The following is a 24,269-nucleotide window of genomic DNA, read 5'->3' on the forward strand; positions in this document are numbered from 1 at the left end:
TCTCCACAAGAATTCTGAGCTCGGAACGTTGCGACTCTCGCCGGGAGCGTTGCTTGAACTCACTCCCAGCCTGCTCCGCCTCGCACACAAACCTGAGACTACTACGAGCGACTTTACCGTGCTCGCAGGAGCCTCGGAGGTGTTCGATGCGGTAGGAAAACTGGCTCTTCGCAGTTGAGGGTGTAGTCGAGGGTCGGCGGCGGGTTCGTGGATAGGCGTCGAGGTCTTCCAGGATGGAAGTTCTCACACTGCTCATTCGCCGGAAGACCTCGACGTGCACCACCCTACGTTCGCGAACCCTGACCTCACCACGTTCTGCCGCCTCGACGAGCTCGGCCTCGAAGTCGTCGGCCAGCGGCTCGAACCTGACCGGGCGGTGCTGGAGTGCCGCGTCATCGAGGACGACCCGTGGTGCCGGAAGTGCGGTGCGGAGGGCGTGGCGCGGGACACCGTGTCCCGGCCGCTCGCGCACGAGCCGTTCGGTCACCGGCCCACGACGCTGCTGGTCCGGGTCCGCCGCTACCGATGCGTGCACTGCCGACGGACTTGGCGGCAGGACACGTCGAAGGCGGCGGCGCCGCGGGCGAAGATCTCCCGCGGCGGAATCGGGTGGGCACTCACTGCGATCGTGGTCGACCACCTCACCGTCTCCCGCGCCGCGGCCGGCCTCGGGGTGTCGTGGCACACCGCGAACACCGCAATCCTCGCCGAGGGCAAGCGGCGGCTCATCGACGACCCGGCCAGGTTCGACGGGGTGAGCACGATCGGTGTCGACGAGCATGTCTGGCGACACACCAGGTTCGGCGACAAGTACGTGACCGTGATCATCGACCTCACCCCGGCCCGCGAGAAGACCGGCCCGGCACGGCTGCTGGACATGGTCGAGGGCCGCTCGAAGCAGGTGTTCAAGCAGTGGCTCGCCGCCCGGCCCGCGGACTGGTCGAAGGCGATCGAGGTGGTCGCGATGGACGGGTTCTCCGGGTTCAAGACTGCCGCGGCCGAGGAACTCCCCGACGCTGTCCCGGTGATGGACCCGTTCCACGTCGTCCGCCTCGCCGGCGACGCCCTGGACCGGACCCGGCAGCGCGTCCAGCAGGACACCCTCGGCCACCGGGGTCACGCCGGCGACCCGCTCTACGGTGTCCGCCGCACCCTCCACACCGGCGCGAGCTTCCTCACCGAAAAGCAGACCGCCCGCCTGGAAGCGGTGTTCGCCGCCGAGGAGCATGTCGAGGTCGAAGCGACGTGGGGCATCTACCAGCGCATCGTCGCGGCCTACCGCGAACCCGACAAGAACAAGGCCAAGGAGATGATGTGCGCAGTGATCGACGCCGTCAGCAGCGGCGTCCCCGCCGTTCTCGCCGAGGTCCGCCGACTCGGGCGGACGTTGAAGCAGCGCGCCGCCGACGTGCTCGCGTTCTTCGACCGGCCCGGCACCAGCAACGGCCCCACCGAGGCCATCAACGGCCGCCTCGAGCACCTCCGCGGCTCCGCACTCGGGTTCCGAAACCTCACCCACTACATCGCGAGATCGCTGCTCGAGGCCGGAGGCTTCAGACCTCACCTACACCCTTGATTTCGAAGAGCCGGAAAACTGACCGGCGTTGCCTCAGGCAGCACCGATCGTATCGGGGCGTTCCCAAGACGAGAAGTGACCATGGCAGTCGCCCTGCTACAGGCAAATCTGAATCACCCCTGGCGCGTCGATGAACTCGCTCGGGAGATTGCCCTGTCATCGTCACAGTTGACCCGGCTTTTCCGCTCGCATGTGGGTGTCGCTCCCGGGACTTTTCTTCGTCAGCTTCGGGCGGATCGGCAGGCTGAGCTTCTTGCCACGACGGACCTTTCGGTGAGCGAGGCTGCGGCACGCGCAGGCTGGGGTGCCAGTACGCTTGCCTCCCGGTCGTTTAAGCAGCGGTACGGGGTCTCGCCGAGCATCTACGCGCGCTTCCATCGTGGCGAGAAGAACACACTCCTCACGCTGAGCGATCAGACTTCGTGAACCGATGCCAGCAAAGCTTGGGATGTCCTTTTCCGCACAAAGAGGGCTAGTTAGCTGCCTGATAGTATGGCACTTAATGAATAAGGGTGTGGTCGTCAAACACGACTTTTTGCTGGCTCACGTTGATCACGATGAGTCTGCTCAAGTCGTGATGGCGGTGCTGTCTGCGGCGCGGCGCATCGATGACGCATGCGCCCACCTGCTGGCGCGGCATGGGCTTTCCGAGGGAAGGTTCGCAGTGTTGCTCGCGGTCAGCGAGCGTGATGACGCGAGTCCCGGGTGGATCGCCGAGCGGCTTGGGGTGACTCGCGCAACGGTCACTGGTCTTCTTGAAGGGCTGGTCAAAAGTGACTTTGTCGTGCGCATGGCCGCGCCAGGAGACCGCCGTTCGCACAACATCAAGCTCACGGAGGCTGGGGTCGCTGTTGTGAAAGAACTCGTACCCGTATACAAGGAGTGGTTGCGCCAGATCGCGGACAAGGTTGCGACGCCGCAAGACATTATCTCGAGTCTGGAACAGCTACGGCACAACCTGAGATCAGGAGCACCAACGAAGGGGGGTCATGAGTCGTCCTAGAACGGTTGCAGGGTTTGTGCCCGAACGGTTGCAGCAGTTACAGGCTGGGAGTATTGCAACGAGCACGCCCACCGAAGCATTAGCGATCGATCAGGGGTGTTGCTGCGCAATGTGCTCCCTGACGCTCCTGAACGTTTGCATGACGCTGCACGTGCGACGCAAAGCCAGGGAATTTTGGCGAGGATGCAACCCATCGGCGAGGCACTGCACAATCATCTTGGTACTGCAGACCCGGATCGCTGAGCTACGCACCGCTCAGACACGGTGCGTGGGTGGGCATGTTTCGCGGTTGCTGCTGGCCCGATCTTCCAAACCGCCGAAACCTTGCTGCCAGTGTTACGGCCAGCAGCCGATGATCAGCATTTCGCGGTTCGGGAATGGGCGTGGATGACGGCCAGGCCCACGCTCACAGCGCACCTCATCGAGAGCATCACGGTGCTTTCTGTTTGGACAGGTACAGATTCAGAACGCATCCGCCGGTTCACGAGCGAAGCGCTATGCCCGCGAGGAGTGTGGGCCAAACATATCGCCGCCCTCACACACGACCCTGAGCTGGGGTTACAGATCCTCGAACCCTTACGCAGTGACACGTCACGCTATGTGCAAGACTCTGTCGCGAACTGGATCAATGATGCCTCGAAAACCCAGCCCGAATGGGTCGGGCAGTTCGCTGATCGGTGGCTTCAAGAAAGCCCCACCCCCGAAACCACGCGCATCGTGTCCCGCGGCCTCAGGTCGATACGAGACTGAGCGATGCAAACCGAGGAAGTACTGGAGACGGAGTTCGCGCGCAGCACGACGATCCCACACGTCGAGGCGAGACGCTCCTCTCAGGAGAATTCCTGCTACCGCCCACACACGCATGACACGTTCTCGATCGGGCTCATCGATTCGGGTACCTCGGTGTTCGCTGGCCCGCTCGGCGGCAGCGTACACCTGCGCCCGGGTGATGTGATTGTCATCGCAGCCGACCAGGTGCATCAGTGCAACCCTTATGGTGGTCGGTGGGTCTATCAAATGATCCACATGGATCAGGGCTGGGCAACAGACCTCGCGCCCGACGGATCTGCACAGGCACTATTTTCTAGCATCACCGTCCTGCGCCACCCGAACCTGCACGCGAGGCTCAGCGCATGGAACAGCCGCATCTTCGAGGACGAGAGCCGAGAACGTCTCGAAACTGATTTTCGTATGCTGTTGCGTGACCTCTCAGCTGCAGCACCGGACCATGTGGTGACCAGCGACGCTGACCCCGACCTTCGTGAGCGTCTACACCCGGTGATGGAGCGCCTACGATATGACGAATCCAACCCGAGCCTCGACAACCTGGCGGCTCTGGTTGGGATGTCGCGGCACCAGCTGATCCGCTCGGTGAAACGCGCTACCGGGTTGGCACCGTTGGCGTGGAGACAAAACGCCCGCATTATCGAAGCGCGGCACATGCTCCGTGACGGGCATGCTCTCGCCGATACCGCCCACACTCTGGGCTTCACCGACCAGAGCCATTTTCACCGCGTGTTTCGTGCCCACGTCGCCGCCCCACCGGGCCAATACCGTTCCGCAACGTAAGCCGCAGCCGCACGAACGTACAAGACACCACCCCTCACCGTCGCCGAGACTTGACGAGTTCACCGTCAAGATCGGAGGGGAAGTATGGAGCAGTTTGCCGCAGTGGCTCTCGCACACTTTCTGGCGCTGCTCATTCCCGGGGTAGATTTCTTTCTCATCGCCCGCACCGCAATGACCAGCGGTTGGCGAAACGCCACCGGCGCGTGCCTGGGCATCGCCGCCGCGAACGGGATCTTCATCGCGGCAGCATTCTCAGGGATCTCGATCATCTCGCACCCGACCGTGCTCGTCGTGATTCAACTGGCTGGCGGTGCCTTTCTGGTGTTCATCGGAATCGCGTTTATGAGATCAACGCCCCGGCTCAGTCACGATGACGACATGACTATCGAGCAGGCCACTTGGGTGAAGAACTTCGGTCTCGGGATCGCTTCTGGCCTGCTCAACCCCAAGAACGCGCTCTTCTATCTCAGCCTCGCCACTGCGCTCGCTGGGGCAGCACCACTCACACTCGTTGCATACGGGACCTGGATGTTCACCATTGTGCTCGTCTGGGATGTCATCATTGCGGTCGCCCTCGGATCCCGCAGAGCCCTCGCCCGGTTGGCACGCGTCGTGCCCTGGCTCACGAAGATAGCTGGAGGCTTCCTCATCCTTTTCGGCATTGCCCTGATCGTGGCTGTCGTGCAATAACGCAACGATTCGCCAAGCCGAGGTAAGTTCGTGCTTCCACTGCGGTAAAAGGCCGCAAAAACTCAGCGAGCTACTCCATTTCGCTGGTCGAATGCCCGCGACGCAACTGCAGGATCAGTCCATCCCGCCGCCGCCACAGCCTCTGCAACCTCAAGTCTTGTGGTTGCGAGAACCTGCGCGAAGCTGGCGAAGCAACGCCGCCGCTGAGACGCCGATCTGGGTACGAAACAAACGCGTCAACTGAGAGCTTGACAACGCCGCAGCACTGGCCAGATCAGCAATCTGCCATCCACGGTCTAGGGTTGCGTTCAATAAGGAAATCGCGGCGACAATCTCGCGGCTTGGCGAGACTCCAGGATATACGGTGTACTCACAACGTTCTGTGGCTTGACCGCTCATCCGACCCGCCCCGTCGAATACCTCCGCTGAGAGAGCATGAATCAGCCGAGAATCGAACTGCGAAGGCATAACGCGCAGACTGTCAAGGGCCAGTTCCAGGTCCCCAGTTTTGGCCAAGTAGAAGTCCCCACCCTCTGTCATGGTTGATCAGTGGGGTAGGTGTTCACCTCCTTGTCGGGCTCGGGCTTGTCGCATGAGGTAGGACTGGCCGCTGGTGACCACGGTGGTGGCGTGGTGCAGTAGCCGGTCGAGCATGGACACGGCGGTGGTGTGTTCGGGCAAGAACCGTCCCCAGTCTTCGAAGGAGTGGTGGGAGGCGATGCCCAGGGAGCGGCGTTCGTAAGCGGCGGCCACGAACCGGAAGAGCAACTGGGCCCCGGTGTCGTCCAACGGGGCGAATCCGATCTCATCGACCAGCACCAGGTCGTTGCGTAGCAGCGTCTCGATGGCCTTGCCAACGGTGTTGTCGGCCAGGTGTCGGTAGAGGGTATCGACCAGGTCAGCGGCGGTGACGTAGCGCACCCGGTGCCCGGCGACCACGGCCGCGTGCCCCAGGGCGATGAGGGTGTGGGACTTACCTGTGCCGGCCGGTCCGATCAGCGCTAAGTTCTCCTTGGCCCCCACCCACTCCAGGCTGCTCAGGTAGGCCCACGTCGGTGCCGGGATCGCCGAGGCGCCCAGGTCGAACTCCTCGATCGTCTGGAGCACCGGGAAGGCGGCGGCCTTGCGCCGGGCTCGCTCGTTGGAGGCATCGCGGGCGGCGACCTCAGCCTCCACCAGGGCTCGCAGCACCTCCTCGGGGCTCCACCGCTGGGTCTTGGCGGTGATGAGCAACTCAGGGGCGAGTTGGCGCATCGCGGCCAGTGTCAGCCGGCGTAGCCCGGCGGTCAGGTCCGCCGCCAATACCGGAGCAGTGGCGGGGCTCATGAGGACACCCTCCCTGCGGTGGTGGGGGCGTGCTCCGCCAGCGACCGCCCGGTGGCCGTGGGCAGGTCGATCACCGGCGGCATTCCTTCGTCAACTCCGCGCCGACCGGATGGCTGAACTTCTCGCGACCACCAGCCTCACGGTAGGCGAGATCGGTGCGGCCGTGGGTTGGCGCGATGCGGCGGTCGCGCCGCGATCTTTCAAGCAGCGGTACGGAGTAGCTCCACGCATCTACGCAAGCTCATGCCGGAGATATGCTGCCAAGTCTGCAACTCCGCTACAGCCAGTTCCATGAGGGCCTGTTCGAGGATCGACGACCCGACAAGGGTGTTAGTGGCGGGTCAGCACTATTCATGGCGGGATTCGTTCTGCTCTCACGTCTCTAAAGACTCGCTCGATATGCTGGTTGAATACAGCGAGCCGAAGGAGCATCGTGGGCCGAAAAGAGCGGTTGGCGTCACGCGAGCGCCTTCAGCGAATTCGACTTCTGAGTTCTGAACTCGACACGCTCCGTAACGCAGCGATCGAACGCACTCGGTCAATCGACACGAAGTCCTCGTTTGTCGTTGTCGCCGCCGGAGTGCTTGCGGGGGCAACCTTCACAGGCTTAGTCGATGCCCGATCGTGGTACCTCGGGTTAGTGCCGTTCGCGCTCACTGTCGCAACGATCATTGCCGCGGCGGTCTCGCTCTGGCCGTCGACGATTGACTCGCCTTCCGGCCGATTCCTTGTCACTCGATGGGTTAATGCTTCTGAGCGTATGGAAGCGATGGAGGACTACATCCTCGAAGTGAAGGTACGCGAAATCGAGAAACGAAACTCGAAGAATGAGAAACGCGCAAAGGCAACCAAGTCGGCGTTCGTGCTCTTGGTAAGTGGCGTAGTGACTGCGCTGCTTGTCGCTGGTATCAATGCATCTGTCCTGAGAGGAGACCCAACCAATGGCCAGACCAACCCCGTCCACACCCCCTCCGCCCCCGGAACGCCCTGACGTCGAAGAAGCCTTTGAGACACTGACTCACGGTGACGATTCTGTGGAGAAGAAAAATGGCTGACGACAAGAATCCAACACCGCGGCCCGACGTCGAGGAAGCCTTCACGGAACTGACCGAGGCCGCGAAGCCGAGGCCGACACCTCCGTCCAAGCCTAAGGACTGAGTTTGCCTCTGTCGTTTCTCTCGCGGATATAGCCGCCCCAGTCTCGAGCCGCGAGGCCTGCCCATGCTCGTGCGGCGGTCTGAGAGATTCCGAGTGTTTGGGCGAGGATCATGTGCGGCACCTCAGCTGAGAGGCCAAACATGGCTGCATGCCGGGCTTGGTGGGGTGGGATGCCGAGTTCGACAAGCTGGCCTCGGATGTTCTCGGTGGCTATCGGACGGCCGGGGATTCCGCCTGGGAAGAGCCAGCCGTTGTCGAGAGAAGCGTAGGAGGCGTTGACTCGGTGTGTGAGCTGTTGTCGGATGAGCATGCCCAAGGGTTCGGGCATCTCGACCGGGGTTTCGCGGAATGTGACGAGCACAGGGCCTCGTTGTGGCGCGGTTACTTGCTCGGTGCGGAGGTCGTAGGCTCGGGTGAGGGGCTGCGCGAAGAGCAGGATGAAGAGGCCGATGATGCGGGTGTAAAGCCGGATCGAGTCGTCGCGCAGGAGGGTGCCGATATGACGCCAGCGGTCGGCATCTCCCATCGTGACATGCGCTTGGCTGGGGTTCGGGTTCTTCACGGAGATACGGTTGTTGATCCCAGTGCGGTTTATCCAAGTGATGAACGGGTGCAGCATCATCGACATTGACATCACTTGGGTGGAGAGGTAGAGCTCGAGTCGGTGCTGAGTAACCTCAAGGATCGTCGTCTGTTTGTGCTCGAGCCATGCCAACAGGTCGATCGAGCGGTTCAGGCGTTGCCGCGCGCCCTCGGCCATCGCTTTGGTGAGCCTGCCCTGGTCGGCGGCTGTGCGCAATCGACGGAGAATAACCCAGCGTGCGAACTGGTCGATGGTCTGTCGGTGCATCGCGCTGATGCCCGCGACACGGTCGATAAGCCAAGGCCCAATGCGCTCGATCAGTGGTTCGTAGGGTTCGAGGACCTCAAGCGCGACAAGGAGATCGCGCAGGTAGTTGTGTGCGCGATCCATCGGCCGTCGGGCGAAGGTGTCGTGGGAGATGTTCACTTCGCCAGAGGCCATCTGACGGAGAAGGGTAGGGCCGTGACCGGGCGGTCGTTGCAACCAGGTAATCGCGTTCTGCGGCCGATGCGACCCCACGAGCGCGTCGAAGACTGGCCGAAGACGTTCGTGGATCTCTCCGGTGCGGGGATCAAGCAGCAGCACATGGAGGCGTTCGCTCAGAACGCAGGAAGCGCAACGACGAACCCCATAGGGCTGATCTTGACGACCACACTTCTCACAGACGAACACGGGCGGCTTCCCCGCGCAGTCGGCACAAATCAACTGTGCAGGTGCGGTCACTGAGAGGTAGGGCAAGGGGCGAAACTGGCTGCAGCCTGGGCAGCGGGCGGGGTGATAAGCGAGGTAGCGACAGCAGTTCTGACAGATCTTTCCCTCTGGTAACTCGAATGATCCGGTCAGTCGCTCGCATCGGATGCAGACCGGTGCCCGGCGTGCATTCACTCGTCGACGCCGTCGGGCCTGCGGATCACCGCCCGGATCGGACGGATGGATCCGATCTTCGGGCCGCCCTCGTTGTGCGTGCCGGTGCGGGCCGCCCGCTGCTCGGCGACGACCGGCACGATGAGATCGTTCGGGGTGCAGCCCAATGCGTCGCAGAGCGCGACGAGTACCTCGGTGTTCAGGCGCTGCGGGGTCTTCGTCACGAGCCGGTAGACGTGCTCTCGGGTCAGGTGAATGCCGCGTTCTTCCAATAGCGGCATCAGTTCGCTGGTCTGGAACATGCCACGGTCGGCCATGACCTGCCGCAGATTCCACTGCATCTGGATCGTCCTCATGATGGGCTCGCCTCCTCTTCGGTTCGGTAGACCCTGGCAAGAGCGGCCTGCAGGGTCTTGTTCTTGAAGTCGTTGGACACCGAGGTGTAAATCGCGGTCGTCGACCCCCAACGGTGCCCGACCTGTTCGGTGACGAAGTGCTCCGGGTAGCCGAACTCGATCAGATGGGTCACATACGAGTGCCGCAGGCAATGCAGGGTCAAGTGCTCTTCAAGGCCGATCTCGCTGCGTGTGTCGGCGAAGAGTTCATCGACGTGGCGGACACTGACCCGGCTGCGCCGCTCGGTCAGCCAGAGTGCGGCCTGGTTGCCCGCCTCGAACAGGGGCAGCCCCTCTTCGACCCATTGCCGCAGACCATTGACGGCCCAATCGAACTCGGGAACAGCGAGAACCGTGCGGCGCCTCGGCAATGAGCCTTTCATCGCTTTCCCGAACCGCACATGGATCGACCCATAGGTGCCCCAAGCTCGCATGTGCGGGTTCGGACGCAGATCGGGCAAGTCCAGGCGCACGAGCTCGTTGCGCCTGAGCCCGAACCCATAGGTCGTCTTGATCATCGTCGCGTCGCGCCACGCGGCAAGCGACCCTTTCCGGCCGAGGCGCACGATCTGCTCGATCCGTGTATCGAGCCAGTCGAAGAGATCCTGCAACTCCCGATACGTCAGAGGGCGACGTTGCGGTCTGCCCTCGTACTCGTTCAGGTGCGCGACCGTGTTCCATTCATTGCACACCTGCACCGGGAATGTGCCGAAGCGATCCTGACATTGTACGGGCCATTCGTAGCGTGCATCGGTGACGTAGTCGCAGAACATGCGCAACGTGAGGTGGTAGCCGCGAATCGTCGATACGGCGAGTCGATCCGCGCCGCACGTCAGCGACACCGTAAAGTCCTCCATATCGCCCGGTGTCCACTCCCACGGATACTGCTCGGTGAAGTCCTGAAAGCGCCGGATGAGCCGCTCACGATCCCGCAAGGTCGATTGGCCGAGCTGACGCGAGAGCTGCTGCCGGGTCCAGCCTGCGACCATTGCCTCGAACACGGCCGCTCGCTCGTTCAGATGCGCCACCCCGGGTACCAGCATCAGCCGCGCTGAACCAGGGAACTCGCCGACCATGCACCACCCCCGGTCGTTACCTAAATCTCACGATGTGACTTTTACGGTAAAAAAACCGAAGAGGTGCAATCGGCGCAAGGGTTGTCGATCGAGTCGATCGACAACGTCGCGGTCAACACTGGTCTGGGATGTGACTTCTGATGCAATAAATCCCGCTCAACCGTTGATTGCCGATCGTGTGAGGGAGAAATCAGGCACTGGAAATCAGCGAAGCGCAGGCACCTCGGGGAGCTCGGACTCGGCCCGCTGGGACTGACTCTCGCCTGGCGTCGACGCTGGGGCTGTGTGGGCTCGGTTCCGTCGGTATGGCCCGTACCTGCTGGGTGACACTGTTCGTCGCACACGAAGGCGGACAGGCCCCGAACAGCAAGGAGCCCCCGCCATGCCTGACCCCACACCGTCGCCCGCCCCGCGCCTGGCCGAAATTCCCGCGCCCGTCTTCGCCGATGAGCGGGCGACGCTCTACCTCGGTGACACCGTTGAGCTTCTCCCGCTCCTGCCCGAGGCCAGCATCGACGCCCTGGTGACCGACCCGCCGTATGGGCTGAGCTTCAACGGGCAAGCCTGGGACGACGCTTCCGGGTTCCGCGAGTCCCTCCCGCACATCGACATGACTGGGATGAGTGCGCCGGAGGTATTCGAGACCTGGTGCACGGCCTGGGCTGCAGGAGCATTGCACGCACTCAAGCCGGGCGCGTATGTTGCAGCATTCGGTGGTGCACGCACCTGGCATCGCATGGTGCGCGGGATCGAGAATGCAGGGTTCGAGATCCGCGACCAGATCGCATGGCTGCACACAACCGGGATGCCCAAGAGCTTGGACCTCTCGCACACGATCGACAAGCACCACGGCATGCAGCGCGCCGACCGGGTCGTGCAGGCCACGGATCACGACGGGGTGCTCGGCGCAACGCGCACGGTACTGTCGAAAGGCACACCGGTCACCGAGGACGCGACACGGTGGGAAGGGTGGGGCACGGCATTGCGGCCTGCGTTCGAGCCGATCATCATCGCCCGCAAACCACCCGAAGGAAGCGTCGTCCGAAACGTCCTCAGTCACGGTGTCGGCGGGCTCAACATCGACGGCGCCGGGTTCGCTGACGGCCGGTGGCCGACGAACGTCGCATTCGATGCCAGTCAAGCGGATGCGTTGGATGTGTTGACGGGGACATGGCAAAGCGAGTCGCTATCGAGGAAGTTCCCGATCTTCCGCTTCGACCGAAAGCCCTCCGCCGCTGAGCGTCCTCGGGCATTCGGGGTGTCGCACTCAACGGTAAAACCACTGGCGCTGATGCGCTGGCTGGTCACGCTCGTCACCCCACCGCGTGGCATGGTGCTGGAGCCATTTGCCGGATCCGGCACCACGGTGGAGGCCGCAGCTGGAGCGGGGTTTTGTGTGGTCGCGGTAGAGAAGGATGCAGCGTACGTGCCTCTGGTCCGCTCCCGTCTGGACAGGTCTTCTCGAGCGTGACCGTTGAGTGCCTACCGGGGACCGCCAGCAGCGGTTTGGGGTATATCAGGGCTGTCCGCCACGGAGGCATAACGTCGAGTCCGCCGGCCTCTTGCTGAGAGTGTGAGTGTTCCGTGGCGTTGTTTGGCGGTGGCATCGACCGAAGCGCCCTCGGTCTGATGCCGCTTCCTTTGGGACTCCGCACCGCGCAGCGTCGGCAGGTCAGCGCCACAGGATCGGTGACTGGTACCGATGTCCTGATACGGTCGTGCTCGTCGCCACCGGCGTCAGCGTTGACGGGTGGCACGAGGTTCTCGGCTGCCAGTCGACGGTGTGGCGTGATGAGTGTTCTGGATGTCGTCGTCGAGTACGCGGCCGATGTTCCATACGACCACCGTGAGTCCGAGTGCGGACAGCACTCCGGCGCCGAGTATGACTGGGACGAATCCGAAGGTGCCCGCGAGTGCGAGGCCGGAGCCGCCGGAGATGACCATGAGGAGTGACGTGATGGTGGTGAAGAGGGTGAAGTCGGTGCCGGCGCTTTCGGGGCGGGTGAGGTCCATCGAGATCGTGTAGATGATCGCGAAGGCGGCGGCGAATGCGGCGTTCGACAGTGCCACGACCAGCAGCACGAGCCATGGCCAGATCGCACCGAGTGCGATCGGCAGGGTGCCGAAGGTGGCGAGCACCTGTAGTCCGCCCAGCCACAGTAGGGCGGGTCGTCTGCCGATCCGGGCGATGTATGCGCCGGCGAGGATGCCGGCTGCGACGCCGGTGAGGCTGCCGCCGATCACGACGTACAGGCCGATCGTGGCCTCGTCCCAGCCGTCGGTGACGAGCATGGGGCGTACGAGGTTGTAGCGACGGTGAACCCCGCGCTGTATGCGGGGATGAGTGCGAGGCTCCACCATCGCACGCGCCGGTCGCCGAAGAACCGGGCGATCGCCCGCAGCGTGATGCGGGGGGCGGGTACGTCGCGTTCATCGGCCTCCTCGCGCCAGCGGAGCACGAAGGGGAGCGCGACGAGCGTGCATGCGGCGAGGCAGAGCGCGGCGATCTGCCATCCCGCCGCCTGGTAGACGACGAGCACGACGCCACCGCCGACGACCTGTGCCACTGACGATCCCGCCGATTGGAAGCCGTTGCCCAGGCCGCGCTCGTCTGGCCGGAGGAGTCTCGTCGCGGCGGCGTCGGCGGCGACGTCTTGGGTGGCGGCGACGACGAAGATCACCGCGAAGAGCACGAGCAGGGTCGTGAACTGGGTGGCCGGGTCGAACAGGGCGAGCGAGGCGCATCCTATGGCGAGCAGCGACTGCGTGAGCAGGAGCCAGCCGCGATAGTGTCCGAGCCGTCGTGACCCGAACCGGTCGACGACCGGCGCCCACAGGAACTTGAGCGTGAGTAGTGTTGCGATGCCCGCTGCGGCCCCGATGAGCGCGAGTGGCACGCCACGGGCCTGCGCGATGGTCAGGAACGCGTAGGTGAAGAAGCCCAGGCTCAGGTTCTGGGTGCAGTAGAGCGCGGCGACGAGTGCGAGCCTCCCGCGACGGGACTGGCCACCGGGAAGCGGGGGGCGGCTGGTGGTCATGATGCTCCTTGCTGGGCGGCGAGATCCGCGTAGGCCGGGCAGTCGCCCAGCAGTTCGGTGTTGGTGCCGATGCCGGCGATGCGGCCGTGTTCGACGACGACGATGCGGTCGGCGGCGGCGATGGTGGTCAGGCGGTGCGCGATGACGAGCACGGTGCGGCCGGCCACGAGCGAGGACAGTGCTCGCTGGATGCGGTCTTCGGTGCCGGGGTCGACTGCGGCGACGGCCTCGTCGAGGATGAGCACCGGCGCGTCCTTCAGCAGGGCTCGGGCGATCGCGAGCCGTTGGCGTTGTCCGCCGGACAGGTCGGTGCCGCCGTCGTGCAGCACGGTGTCGAGGCCGTGGGGCAGCGCCCGGACGACGTCGTCGCACTGCGCGGCCTCGAGCGCGGCCCACAGCTCGTCGTCGGTGGCGTGCGGGTGTCCGAGTGCGAGGTTGTGGCGCACGGTGTCGTCGAAGAGGTAGACGTCCTGGTGCACGACCGCCACCTGTGCCATGACGCGGTCGCTGCCGAGTTCGGTGACCGGTACGCCGCCGAGCAGCACGTGCCCCGATGGGACGTCCCACAGTCGTGCGGCCAGGTGGGCGATGGTCGACTTGCCCGAGCCCGACGGTCCGACGAGTGCGGTGATCTGCCCAGGCTCGGCTCGGAACGATACACCGGTGAGGACCGGTTGCGATGCGCCGTCGTATGTGAAGGAGACGTCACGGAACTCGACCGACCCGTCGGCAGGTTCGATGGGTCGTTCGGGTTCACTGAGCACGGGTGCGTCCCAGATCTCGCCGATCTTGGCGGCGATCTGCTGCTGGTTGCGCCGGTAGCCGGCGAGCATCATGAGTTCTTGGATGGGCTGGTAGATCGTCAGCGACAGGAACAGGAAGGCCAGCAGGGTGACGGCAGGCACCGCCCCAGTGGCGTACAGACCTGCCCCGACGACGATGAGCACCACTTGCCCGGACTCGACCGCGATCGAGCCGAGCGCCGTCGCGGGCGTGGCCCGTACCGACATGGCCGTGCTCGCCTCGGAGAGTCGCGAGATCGCGGTGTCATAGCGGGATGCCATCGCCGACCCAGGGTTCCCACGCAGCACAGCGGCGCCGCGGGCCTGGTCGAGCAGTGCGACGGTGGCCTCCTGCCTCGCGGCGTAGAGGTCGGCGAAGGCCCGGTGGTGAATGCGATCGCTCCACACCGTCAGCAGCCAGAACAACGGCAGGCCGATGAGCGCCGCGAGGGCGAGCCGCCAGTCGATGACGAGCAGGATGATCATCGCGTAGACGGGCTGCACGAGCCCGCCGACGATCTGCTGCGGGACGTTCTGGAAGTCGATCATCGCCGTGTCGTTGCCGACGAGCGTGGCGATCCTGCCGTTGTCGACGCGACCGAAGAACCCCAGCGGAACCCGCCGGAGACGTTCGAGCACCGACAGCTGCAGATCGGCCTTGGAGCGGGCCGACAACCGCCACACCAGCGCGTTGGACCAGACGGAGGCGAGCAGACGCAACACCAGCATGCCGGCAAGCAGCGCCGTGACGGTCCAGACCAGTGACGCATCGAGGCCGCCGGCCCAGCCCTCGCCGATGGCGGCCATGACGATCACGAAGACCGCGATGAGCGGCGCCCCGCGCACGAGCGATTCCGCGACGAGTCGCACGAACCCGCGGCGCCACAGCGTCTGCCAGCTCCGCCCGTACAGGGCCCGCCACTGCCTGGCGAAGCCGAGCCCGCCGATGTGCGCTCGCACGACGGAACGCGCAGCCTGCCCCCACTCGTCCGCGGCGCTGTCCGGGAGGTTCTCAGCGACATTCGTAGCGGGTGCCGGCGCGGGTACCGGTGCGGTCGATGCCTCGAGCCGCCAGCCCTCGGCGTCCCGGTAGGAGTGCCAGAGCTCCCGATACGGGGTACACGTCTCGAGCAACCCCTCGTGGTCGCCGGTCACAGCGACCACACCCTGGTCGAGATAGGCGATCTGGGCGCTGTGCTGGATAGTGGAGAGCCGGTGGACGATCGCGATCACGGTACGTCCCGCTATGACTTCATCGAGAGCGTCGAGTGTGTTGCGTTCGGTGGTGGCGTCCAGCGATGCGGTGATCTCGTCGAGTACGAGGATGCGCGCGTCCTTGAGGATGGCCCGGGCGATCGCGATGCGCTGCCGTTCGCCGCCGGAAAGCACCCCGCCGCCGGCGGGCAGTTCGGTGGCCCACCCCTCGGGTAGTGCGGCCGCGACGTCGCCGAGCTGGGCGCGTTCCGCGGCGGCGACCACCTCGGCCTCGGTCGCGGCCGGTCTGGCGATGCGGATGTTCTCCAGCAGCGACGCGGCCAAGACATACTCGTCCTGCTGGATGAACGCCACGAGCCCCGCGAGCGACTCGGTGGGGATCTGCCGCACATCGACCCCGCCGATGCGCACCGCACCGGAATCGACGTCGGAGAACCTTGCCACGAGCCTGGCGAGCGTCGATTTACCGCTACCGGTCCGGCCGACGAGCGCGAGTGTTTCCCTTTCCCGTGCGATCAGGCTGATGCCGTCGAGCACCAGTGCGTCCTCGCGGTAGGCGAATCGCACGTCGTCGAACTCGACGTCGAAACGCTCGGGGACGACGGGCTCGGCCGGTGCGGGCAGCGGGTCCTCGGCGAGGATCTCGGTGATCGTCCCCGCCGCCAGTTGGATCCTGACGAGGATCGTCGCCAGTGTGCCGACGAGGCCCATGACGGGCGTGAGATACCCGAGCGCCAGCAGCAGGAACAGCACGAGCGTCGGCAGATCCAGCTCGCCCGAAGCGAAGCGCAGGCCTGCGACGGGGATGAGCAGCGCGACCGTGAGCCCCGTGGCCACGGTCATCGCCGCCACCAGCCACCGCACCGGCCCGGCTGTCGCCGCCGTCTGCAGACGTGCGGCCTCGATGACGGCCGTGCGCGCCTGGTCGTAGCCGGTGTCCGGCCGTAGGTACCCGCGGATGACCTTGATGCCCTGCAGATACCCCATGACAGCCCGGCTGAGCGTGGTCGAGTGCTCGGCGAGAGCGGCATTGTTGCGCTGCGCGAGCCTCATACCGATCGCCGAAACGACGACGAGCAGCACGAGCGAGGCGAGTGCCACCAGCGCGAGCCTCCAGTCGACGACGAACAATGCGATCGTCGTCGCCACAGGTACCGCCGCTGCGGCGGCGCCGTCGGGAACGCCATGCGCGAGCGCCTCTTCGAGCTGCTCGACGTCGTCGTGCAGCACCTTCTTCAGCTCACCCGTCGATCTCGCCTGCACCCGCCCGAGCGGCAGCACCTGCAGTTTCGCAGCGATGGCACGCCGCAGGTCGCCGAGGATCCGGTACGCGGCGACATGCCCGACGTGGGTGGACAGCCCGTTCGCGATCGCCCGCACGACCAGCGCGACCGCCGTCCACCACGCGATCCAGCCAACCGCTGCGGTATCCGCAGACGGCCCAGCGAATAGCGCCACCGTCACCGCATACACCGCGAGATACGGCGCCAGCGAGCACCCGGTACCGACGACGGCGAGCACGGCAGAGCCCACGAGACCGAAACGGTGCCCGGCCACGATCGCACCGAGGGTGGTGGGTTCCGCACCGGGCCGGGCACCTGCCTCGCCAGCTCCAGACATCAGGGCATTAGCTCGAGTAAGGGTCACCTAAGTGAGGCTAGAAGCAGCAAGCGCGAAAATAAATAGCCATGTATTTACTGTTCTCGCCAAGCTAAGATCGTGGTGTGTCCACTGAGCGCCGTAGCGACCGGGGGAGAGGGCGCCCCCGTCAGGGTGACATCGTCCTGAGTCGCGACCTCATCGTCGAGACCGCGCTCGCGATCGCAGGTGCAGAAGGCTTCGCCGCGCTCTCCATGCACAGACTCGCTCGCCAGCTCGACGTGACCCCGAGAGCGCTCTACAACCATGTCGCAGACCGGCAGGAAGTGATCGATCTCGCCGCCGCGCGCATGCTGCAGCACACGCCCATGCCGGCCTTCGACCATCCGGATTGGCGCGACGCGCTCCGCGATGCCTACGACAAAGCCCGCCAGGCCTACCGGGCCTACCCGCGCGCCACCCTGATCTCACTGGACGAGACCGTCAGTGCCACGTCGGTCGACCCGCACCGGGTGATCCTTGCCGAACGCCTCCTACAGTTCTTGGTCGACCTCGGGTTGACACTGCCCCAGGCGCTCGTGATACGCAGCGGGTTCCTCTTCGACGTGTTCGCCTTCACGCTGCTGATCGACTACCGCTACGACCGCGGCGACGACGAACTGCGCCGGATGATGAGCCAACCAGTGCCCGAAGCCTGGCTGGACTCCCTCCCCGACGTCGTTGCACCACGGTCACGAGAAGCGTCCGACCTTGACCCCCGCACCAGCGATGAGATGTTCGCCGAGACCATCGCCATGCGAATCGCCACCATCGAGCACCTGCTCGAATGAACCAGGCGCTGCGCCATGTGCCGCAAGCACCCGGGTAGCCCAGCTGTCGACCCCGTCCTTCGGTGTCGATGACGCCGTCCCTTGATTTCGGTAGTCCACTCTCATAATCTGGTGAGGTGAGCCTTACCTCAGAAAGCGGTGTCCGTGCGGCAGGTCGCGCGCGTCGGCCGGGGCGTCCACCCACGATCGATGCGGCGGCCATCGGCGGCGCGGTCGTGACGGTCGGTTTCCGGGAGGTGACGTTCGCTGCGGTGGCGGACCGGCTGGGTGTCGGGCAGGCGACGGTGTATCGGCACGCGGCCAATCGTGACGAGCTGGTGCGTCTCGGGTTGGAAGAGGCGGTGTCTGGTTTCGCCTGGCCGGATCTTACGGGCCGGTGGGACTCATTGCTGCGGCGATGGGCGGTGGCGTCCTGGCGGGCGTGGGAAAAGCATCCCGGTGCGGTGTTCGCGATCTCGCGTGGAGTGATCCCGCCATCGATAGTGGGACTCGCCGACCGGATAGGCGGAGCGCTCGTGGAGCGGGGGTTCATCGCCGCGGATGCCGTGCTCGCCGTCGACCTCGTCTTCGACCTCGCGGCGGACAACCGTCGCGGTGTCGAGGCGCTCGACACCATTCGCGAGCCAGGTGAGACGGCCGCTCGAGGCGGAGTGGAACACGGATGGCGCACAGCCCCTGTGTCACCGGGACCGGAAGGGCGGCACGAGGTGCGGGCGGAGATGGTGCGGGCGATCCGGGTGGAACCGGTCGAGTGGTTCGAACGGAAACTGGGCGTCGTCCTCGCGGGCATCGCACAGGAACTCGCACCCCGACAGGAGGAAACGCCATGACGACCGTTGAGCAGTCTCCGGCGCACACGAGCACGGCCGCATCGTTCAACGCGGAACCAACCTGGCTGCCGGCGGCCCGCTATACCGGCTTCTGGGCCGAACACAGCCGCGCTGCCGGATGGCGCCTCGAACCCACCGCCACACCACACGGACAGGAATCACACTGATGGCCAACTGGCAGCGCGGCGTGATGCGCCTGATGCGCATTCCCAACCACGCGGTCACCGTCACCGTGATCCACGACTACACCCCGTGCTACCGGCGCATCACCTTCACCGCGCCAGACCTCGTCAACCAGCTGGAGGTGTTCCCCACGCTCTGGCTACGCCTGTGGGTGCCGCACCCTGCGAAAGGCGAGGGGCACCTCAGCCAGCGCGGATACACCTTCGTCGACATCCGGCCAGACGAGGGCACGTTCGCTCTCGACTTCATCCTGCACGAACAACCCGGCCCCGCCGGAGACTGGGCAAAGAACGCCGCCATCGGCCAGAGGCTCGACGTCGCACTGACCCCAGCCAGAATCAGCCTGCCCGAGAAAGCAACCGAGGTCATCCTCGCCGGCGACACCACCGCCCTGCCCGCGATCAACACCTGGATCGACGCCATCCCCACCCACCTGCCCGTATCAGTGGCGATCGAAGACGATCACGACGACCTCGCCGGCCTGCCCTGTGCAGCGCGAGAGAACGTGACCTGGACCTGGGTGGGGCCAGAGGCGACGCGCGGTGCCGCGCTCGCGGCGCATCTGACGGGTTCCGAGCACGCCCGGCCGGGCCTGTACGCGTGGGCGGCGGGAGAGAAGACCCTGATCAAACATGTCCGTTCGGTGTTCCGCGACCACCTCCAGCTGGACCGGTCCTCGCAGTTCACCCAGTTCTACTGGATCCACGGCAAAGCCACCGGCTGACCCCGACTCTCCACTCGTCCACCCCCGCTCTTGGAAAGCCCAGGTCATGAACCGTTCTCCGTCCACCGTGCCCGTGCCGGTCCAGCACTCGCCGCAGATCCCGCTCGTCCTGTCTGCGGTGCTGATCGTGTTCCTGGGGCAGATGACCCTCAACCCGGTCATCGCCCCGCTCGCCCGCGAGGTCGGATTGGCCGAATGGCAGGTCGGGGTGACCATCAGCACCGCCGCGATCATGGTCGTCACCACCAGCCAGCTGTGGGGACGCCGCTCCCAGTCCTGGGGACGCAAACCTGTCCTCGTCGGCGCGCTCACCCTCGCCGCCGTCTCGATGATCCTGTTCACGATCGTCGCGCAGCTCGGGATGACCGGCCTGATCGGCGGGACCGTGCTGTTCGTGTTGTTCGTGCTGCTGCGCGGCATCGCGTTCGGCACCGCGATCGCGGCCGTCCCTCCGACCGCGCAGGCCTACATCGCCGACGTCACCATCGACGAACGCACCCGTGTGAAAGGGATGGCCGGCGTCGGCGCCGTGCAAGGCATCGCGATGGTCGGCGGCGCCATCATTGGCGGAGCGCTGTCCGCGTTCGGTCTGATGACCTCCCTCGCGGCCGTTCCTGTCCTTCTCATCGCCGGGCTGAGCATCGTCGGATTCCGGTTGCGCCGCGAGCCGCGCACCACACTCATCGACGACCCCGCCCGGATCCGCCCCACCGACCCGCGCGTCTGGCCGTTCCTGCTGGCCGGGTTCGGCATGTTCACCGCCCTCGGGTTCATCCAGGTCATCACCGGATTCATCGTCCAGGACCGCCTCGGCCTCGACGCCTCCGCCACCGGACTGGTCACCGGCGCAGCGCTCCTGGCCGCCGGCGTCGGCATGGTCCTCGCTCAAGCCGTCATCGTCCCGCGCCTGGGATGGGGACCACCCGCGCTGTTGCGCACCGGCAGCGCCACCGCCCTGATCGGGTTCGTCGTCTTGATCCCCGACCTGGGCATGGCCTCGATCCTCGCCGCGATGCTGCTGATCGGGCTCGGGCTCGGCATCGCCATGCCCGGCTACACCGCAGGGCCCTCCCTGCTCATGGAACGCCACGAACAAGGCGGACTGGCCGGACTCATCGGCGCCACCAACGGCCTCACCTTCGTCATCGCACCCACCGCCGGCACTGCCCTCTACAGCGCCTGGACACCCCTGCCCGTGATCGTCGCCGCCATCATTATGGCCACCGTCACCACCTTCGTCCTCACTCACCCGCGCTTCACACGACCCTCACGGCCGAACCATCCCGACGAGAGCTCGGCACCATCGCGGTAACAGGCCCCGCCGGTGCCTGCCGCCATGGCTGCCGAGTCCAGGTCAGACGCCACTCGTTCCTCGGTGCGCGCGGGCCGCACTGATGAACGACGGGGCTGATCGAAACGAATGCTGACCGGTTCATCACGAAGATCGATCCTGCGACCGCGGAGTTCGCCGGTGAGAAGCAGCTCGCGGACGCCCCTACGCTGGTGCCGCCTCCCGGTGCCGGGTGAGGGTTCCTACCGCGAGGAGCAGTCCGCCGCAGGCGGTGATGATGATCCACCCGGGGAGGCTTGCTGCGGCGAATCGGTCGGGTGATACGCCCGCGATGAGGGTTCCGGCGAGGGCGATGCCGATCGCGGTGCCCAGTTGCCGGGCGGTGGAGGCGGTGCCTCCGGCGACTCCGGCGCGTTCGGGTGGCAGGCCGCTGACGGCGGTATTCGTGATAGGCGCGTTCGCGAACCCGATACCGGTGCCGATCAACAGGTACGCCATGAGCAGCGCGGGCACGTTCATCCCGCCGGTGAGGGTGATGAGGCAGAGTCCGCCGGCCAGGATGAGCGTGCCGGCGAGCAGCAGCGGGAGCTGGGGGCCGGTTCTGCCGACCATGAATCCGGACACGGGTGCGAAGACGGTCGCGCCGAAGGCCATCGGCAGGGTCGCGGCTCCTGCCGCGAGAGGTGCCCACCCCTGCGCGTCTTGGAGGAACAGGGTGGTCATCAGCAGGGTCATGCTGAACGCGACGAACACCGCGACGGCCCCGAGGATCGCCCCGGTGAAACTGGGCACCCGGAACAGGCCGGGATCGATGAGCGGCTCGCGCCGCCGCGACTCCACCCAGACGAACACCCAGACCAGCACCGCCAGCACCCCGAAGCCGGCGAGCACGACCGGAGAGGTCCAGCCGAGTCCGGGCGCTTCGATCAGCAACGCCACGGCAAGCCCCAGCACGACGATGAGAAGGAGCTGCCCCGGAAGATCGATACGGCGGATGCGTCGCCCACGCGATTCCGGCACCAGGGCGGCGACGAGCACGAGCGCGAGGAGGACGACGGGGGCGTTGACCCAGAACACGGCCCGCCAGTCGAACGCGGTGATCAGCGCACCCCCCACCACCGGGCCTGCGGCCATGCTCAGCCCGAACATCGCTCCCCACACCCCGATCGCCTGGGCGCGCTCTTTCGGGTCGGGCATCGCATTGACCACGATCGCGAGCGCCACCGGGGAGAGCATCGACGCCCCGATCCCCTGGAGCGCCCGGCCGGCGATCAGGACCGGGAGGTCCCCGGCTGCCGCGCACAGCAGCGACGCTGCCCCGAAGACCACGAGCCCGGTCTGGAAGACCCGGCGTCGCCCGAACCGGTCGGCCAGCGCACCGGAGGTGATCAACAGGCTCGCGAACACGACCGTGTACGCATCGACCACCCACGACAAGCTGCCCGGCTCCGCACCCAGGCCCGCACCGATGTGCGAGAGCCCGACCGTCACGATCGTGGTGTCCAGCCCTACCAGGAACAACGCCGACGCGCAGATCACCAACACCAGCCACCGGCGCCGCACGCTCAAACCGGGAGCTTCGTCCACGATGGTCTCAACCACAGCAGCACCACGCCCTTCACTCTGGTGACGAATTTGTCTTCGTCGATCCTCCAGCGGCGCGAGCACTACCCCCTAGTAGGTTTGCGGAATCTGCAAAACTAGGAGAGTGGAAACGACTCCCGGTGCGGATGTTGCCGCGATCCTCGACGCGATCGGGCCGCGCCTGCGCGCGCTCCGGCAGTCCCGAGAACTGACACTCGCCGAGGCGGCGGACGCCTCGGGACTGTCCATCAGTATCCTGTCGCGGGTGGAGACCGGTCGCCGTCAACCCACACTCGACGTGCTCATACCGCTCGCACGCACCTACCAGGTGGCACTGGATCAACTCGTCGCCGCACCGGCAACGGGCGACCCGAGAGTGCACCTGGAGCCCCATCGTCATTCCCGCGGTGGCATCGTCGTGCCCCTGACCCGCTACCCGACACGGGTGCAGGCGTTCAAACACGTCGTCGGACCACGCACACCCCACCTCGTCTCACACGAGGGCCACGCCTGGCTCTACGTCCTCGCCGGCACACTCCGACTGATCGTGGGCGACGACGAACTCGAGCTGCATCCGGGAGAGACCGCGGAGTTCGACGCCGCCGTGCCGCACTGGTTCGGCCCTGCAAACGACACCGCCGCAGAGATCTTGCACCTGTTCGGCCCCCACGGCCACCGCGCCATCTCCCGACTCGACCACCAAGAAGCATGACCGCAACGCCCCAAGCCGACACGATGGGGATAGGAGCTCTCGCCCCTGTCCGTGGCCGCGGGGTCTGTCCGTTGAATGGTGTGTGAGGTCCGGCGGTTTTCATGAGTGGCTTCTCGAACCGTGCGGAGACGGTGATCGCCGACGCGTTCAGCGTGGGCGTCTGTCTCCATGTTCCCGGTGGATACCGGGCGGGGCCAGCGCCGGGTCGTGGTTCTGCCCCTGAACGGGGCGCTGATCGGGTGGGACGGCCTCCGGATCAGTACCGCTCAGGGCCAAGTGGTGGATACCACCTGCAATTTCTGACCCTAGCAATGGAGTCGCCGTTTTAAAGGCCTACGGCGGCGCGGGTCTTTGCCCAGGGCCCCGCGTGCGGGGGAGGGGGGGCGTCCGGCTGTGTTGGGCGTCGAGGCAGCATTGCTCCCGCGGAAGACCTGGCCCGCGACGGCGCTATTCCCTCGCCGCGGCGTCTGTGGATCGGAGAGTAGCGTCGAGGCCAGCGATCGTGGTGTCTACGGCGAAGCGGTAGTAGTCCCAGCGCATGAGGGCGGCGTTCTCCCCGCCTTCTGCGAACGGCCGGATGAACTCTTGGCCCATCGCGCGGACTTCGGCGGATGCGGTGGGGATCTGGCGGAACTCGGCCATCATCGTGGCGTGGTCCCGCGGGCCGTCCCCCTCGTGCTGGAGGCGGTCGTCGCTCATCGACACCGTGAGCATGGCGTTGTTGAGCAGTAGTGCGTAGGCGAGGTCCGCACGGCTCCCGAAGCCGGCGCGATGCAGGATTGCCATACCGGCCTCGAGAACGGGCAGCGCTGCGGGCAGCGTCGGTCCATGCATGAGCATCCATTTGGCCGAGCCTGGATACTCCGCGGCACGAGGACCGGCTGAGTACAGGAGCGCGCGGAACCATTCCTGCCAGGGCAAGCTCGCGTCCGGCGGTTCGACCTGGCCGAGCATGCGCTCGACGACTTGGCGGCAGAGCAAGTCCTTTCCGCCGACGTGGTGGTAGATCACCGAGGCAGCGACGCCGAGACGGCCGGCGAGGTCGCGAATCGACCAGCTCATCAGGTGCGACTCGCGCGTCAGCTCGACCGCGGCGTCGATTACCCGCTCGGGGGTGAGACCGACATGGAACCGTGCGGGGTCCGTCATGGTCACCGTTGCTCCTTGACTAGCCAACCTATTGAGGTAAGCCTTGCCTTATCTATAGTCTCTATGAGATTAGAACACTGTTCATACTAGTA

At 65.6% G+C, this 24,269-nt stretch carries 25 protein-coding genes; 15 read left to right on the forward strand and 10 right to left on the reverse strand.

Going from position 1 to position 24,269, the window contains the following annotated elements; translation table 11 throughout:
- The first annotated feature begins 274 nt into the window (after positions 1 to 274).
- The 6 genes from CIK77_RS05015 (at position 275) to CIK77_RS05040 (ending at position 4,838) form a co-directional block, all read left to right on the forward strand.
- Entirely contained in the window at positions 275 to 1,576 is a 1,302-nt protein-coding gene (locus CIK77_RS05015) for an ISL3 family transposase (RefSeq protein ID WP_087053559.1), read from the forward strand.
- Positions 1,577 to 1,657: 81 nt separating this feature from the next.
- On the forward strand, positions 1,658 to 2,002 hold the full coding sequence (locus tag CIK77_RS05020; protein WP_087053558.1) for a helix-turn-helix domain-containing protein: 345 nt from the start codon (positions 1,658 to 1,660) through the stop codon (positions 2,000 to 2,002).
- A 76-nt stretch (positions 2,003 to 2,078) separates the two neighbouring features.
- Entirely contained in the window at positions 2,079 to 2,579 is a 501-nt protein-coding gene (locus CIK77_RS05025) for a MarR family winged helix-turn-helix transcriptional regulator (protein ID WP_164513769.1), read from the forward strand.
- A gap of 387 nt (positions 2,580 to 2,966) precedes the next feature.
- Positions 2,967 to 3,329: a DNA alkylation repair protein gene (locus CIK77_RS18305; protein WP_212647419.1), complete on the forward strand. Its 363-nt coding sequence runs from the start codon at positions 2,967 to 2,969 to the stop codon at positions 3,327 to 3,329.
- A gap of 3 nt (positions 3,330 to 3,332) precedes the next feature.
- Positions 3,333 to 4,148 carry an AraC family transcriptional regulator gene (locus CIK77_RS05035; protein WP_087053556.1) on the forward strand — a complete coding sequence of 272 codons (816 nt, stop codon included), beginning with the start codon at positions 3,333 to 3,335 and terminating at the stop codon, positions 4,146 to 4,148.
- Between the two features lie 84 nt (positions 4,149 to 4,232).
- Positions 4,233 to 4,838: a LysE family translocator gene (locus CIK77_RS05040; protein WP_087053555.1), complete on the forward strand. Its 606-nt coding sequence runs from the start codon at positions 4,233 to 4,235 to the stop codon at positions 4,836 to 4,838.
- A 150-nt stretch (positions 4,839 to 4,988) separates the two neighbouring features.
- Here CIK77_RS05040 and CIK77_RS18310 read toward each other — a convergent pair whose 3' ends face one another.
- Entirely contained in the window at positions 4,989 to 5,378 is a 390-nt protein-coding gene (locus tag CIK77_RS18310; protein ID WP_101584957.1) for an AraC family transcriptional regulator, read from the reverse strand.
- Between the two features lie 6 nt (positions 5,379 to 5,384).
- Positions 5,385 to 6,164 carry an IS21-like element helper ATPase IstB gene (gene istB, locus CIK77_RS05050; RefSeq protein ID WP_087053554.1) on the reverse strand — a complete coding sequence of 260 codons (780 nt, stop codon included), beginning with the start codon at positions 6,162 to 6,164 and terminating at the stop codon, positions 5,385 to 5,387.
- On the opposite strand from istB, the gene CIK77_RS18315 reads away from it, so the two are divergent.
- On the forward strand, positions 6,163 to 6,459 hold the full coding sequence (locus CIK77_RS18315) for a helix-turn-helix domain-containing protein (RefSeq protein WP_164513767.1): 297 nt from the start codon (positions 6,163 to 6,165) through the stop codon (positions 6,457 to 6,459). The two genes, istB and CIK77_RS18315, sit on opposite strands and share 2 nt — an antisense overlap.
- A 138-nt stretch (positions 6,460 to 6,597) precedes the next feature.
- Positions 6,598 to 7,155, forward strand: coding sequence for a hypothetical protein (locus tag CIK77_RS17510; protein WP_096157926.1), 558 nt, complete (start codon positions 6,598 to 6,600; stop codon positions 7,153 to 7,155).
- A 156-nt stretch (positions 7,156 to 7,311) separates the two neighbouring features.
- On the opposite strand, the gene CIK77_RS05060 is transcribed toward CIK77_RS17510, so the two are convergent.
- From CIK77_RS05060 to CIK77_RS05070, 3 genes are all read right to left on the reverse strand, one after another.
- Entirely contained in the window at positions 7,312 to 8,346 is a 1,035-nt protein-coding gene (locus CIK77_RS05060; protein WP_087053552.1) for a hypothetical protein, read from the reverse strand.
- 440 nt (positions 8,347 to 8,786) lie between these two features.
- A complete protein-coding gene (locus CIK77_RS05065; RefSeq protein ID WP_170934010.1) occupies positions 8,787 to 9,125 on the reverse strand; it encodes a helix-turn-helix domain-containing protein in 339 nt (112 codons plus the stop codon).
- On the reverse strand, positions 9,122 to 10,240 hold the full coding sequence (locus CIK77_RS05070; RefSeq protein ID WP_087053551.1) for a tyrosine-type recombinase/integrase: 1,119 nt from the start codon (positions 10,238 to 10,240) through the stop codon (positions 9,122 to 9,124). The genes CIK77_RS05065 and CIK77_RS05070 overlap by 4 nt, the downstream gene beginning before the upstream one ends.
- A gap of 523 nt (positions 10,241 to 10,763) precedes the next feature.
- Between CIK77_RS05070 and CIK77_RS05075 the strand changes: the two genes are divergently transcribed.
- Positions 10,764 to 11,711, forward strand: a complete 948-nt coding sequence (locus tag CIK77_RS05075) for a DNA methyltransferase (protein ID WP_249268443.1) — start codon at positions 10,764 to 10,766, stop codon at positions 11,709 to 11,711.
- Between the two features lie 266 nt (positions 11,712 to 11,977).
- Here CIK77_RS05075 and CIK77_RS05080 read toward each other — a convergent pair whose 3' ends face one another.
- Genes CIK77_RS05080 through CIK77_RS05090 form a run of 3 tightly spaced genes read right to left on the reverse strand, consistent with a single transcriptional unit; the run spans position 11,978 to position 16,895 of the window.
- The gene (locus CIK77_RS05080; protein ID WP_170934009.1) at positions 11,978 to 12,532 is read right to left on the reverse strand and encodes an MFS transporter; all 555 of its coding nucleotides are present in this window, start codon (positions 12,530 to 12,532) and stop codon (positions 11,978 to 11,980) included.
- Positions 12,481 to 13,278 carry an MFS transporter gene (locus CIK77_RS05085; protein ID WP_087053549.1) on the reverse strand — a complete coding sequence of 266 codons (798 nt, stop codon included), beginning with the start codon at positions 13,276 to 13,278 and terminating at the stop codon, positions 12,481 to 12,483. Before CIK77_RS05085 ends, CIK77_RS05080 begins: the two co-directional genes overlap by 52 nt.
- Entirely contained in the window at positions 13,275 to 16,895 is a 3,621-nt protein-coding gene (locus tag CIK77_RS05090) for an ABC transporter ATP-binding protein (RefSeq protein WP_087053548.1), read from the reverse strand. The genes CIK77_RS05085 and CIK77_RS05090 overlap by 4 nt, the downstream gene beginning before the upstream one ends.
- 104 nt (positions 16,896 to 16,999) lie before the next feature.
- Between CIK77_RS05090 and CIK77_RS05095 the strand changes: the two genes are divergently transcribed.
- The 5 genes from CIK77_RS05095 (at position 17,000) to CIK77_RS05110 (ending at position 20,753) form a co-directional block, all read left to right on the forward strand.
- Entirely contained in the window at positions 17,000 to 17,704 is a 705-nt protein-coding gene (locus CIK77_RS05095) for a TetR/AcrR family transcriptional regulator (protein WP_087053547.1), read from the forward strand.
- Positions 17,705 to 17,820: 116 nt separating this feature from the next.
- Positions 17,821 to 18,534 (forward strand): helix-turn-helix domain-containing protein, encoded by a 714-nt coding sequence (locus CIK77_RS05100; protein ID WP_087053546.1) that lies wholly within the window; start codon positions 17,821 to 17,823, stop codon positions 18,532 to 18,534.
- Positions 18,531 to 18,701, forward strand: a complete 171-nt coding sequence (locus CIK77_RS17605; protein WP_159456922.1) for a hypothetical protein — start codon at positions 18,531 to 18,533, stop codon at positions 18,699 to 18,701. Before CIK77_RS05100 ends, CIK77_RS17605 begins: the two co-directional genes overlap by 4 nt.
- Entirely contained in the window at positions 18,701 to 19,441 is a 741-nt protein-coding gene (locus tag CIK77_RS05105; protein WP_159456921.1) for a siderophore-interacting protein, read from the forward strand. Before CIK77_RS17605 ends, CIK77_RS05105 begins: the two co-directional genes overlap by 1 nt.
- Positions 19,442 to 19,487: 46 nt before the next feature.
- Complete coding sequence (locus CIK77_RS05110; RefSeq protein ID WP_087053545.1) at positions 19,488 to 20,753, forward strand: MFS transporter; 1,266 nt, start codon at positions 19,488 to 19,490, stop codon at positions 20,751 to 20,753.
- A 183-nt stretch (positions 20,754 to 20,936) separates the two neighbouring features.
- On the opposite strand, the gene CIK77_RS05115 is transcribed toward CIK77_RS05110, so the two are convergent.
- Positions 20,937 to 22,334 (reverse strand): MFS transporter, encoded by a 1,398-nt coding sequence (locus CIK77_RS05115; protein WP_212647418.1) that lies wholly within the window; start codon positions 22,332 to 22,334, stop codon positions 20,937 to 20,939.
- Between the two features lie 106 nt (positions 22,335 to 22,440).
- On the opposite strand from CIK77_RS05115, the gene CIK77_RS05120 reads away from it, so the two are divergent.
- A complete protein-coding gene (locus CIK77_RS05120) occupies positions 22,441 to 23,028 on the forward strand; it encodes a helix-turn-helix domain-containing protein (protein ID WP_086991803.1) in 588 nt (195 codons plus the stop codon).
- 447 nt (positions 23,029 to 23,475) lie between these two features.
- On the opposite strand, the gene CIK77_RS05125 is transcribed toward CIK77_RS05120, so the two are convergent.
- On the reverse strand, positions 23,476 to 24,177 hold the full coding sequence (locus CIK77_RS05125; RefSeq protein ID WP_087053544.1) for a TetR/AcrR family transcriptional regulator: 702 nt from the start codon (positions 24,175 to 24,177) through the stop codon (positions 23,476 to 23,478).
- Positions 24,178 to 24,269 lie beyond the last annotated feature (92 nt).

The organism is Microbacterium sp. JB110 (assembly GCF_003335195.1).
Classification (GTDB): Bacteria; Actinomycetota; Actinomycetes; order Actinomycetales; family Microbacteriaceae; genus Microbacterium.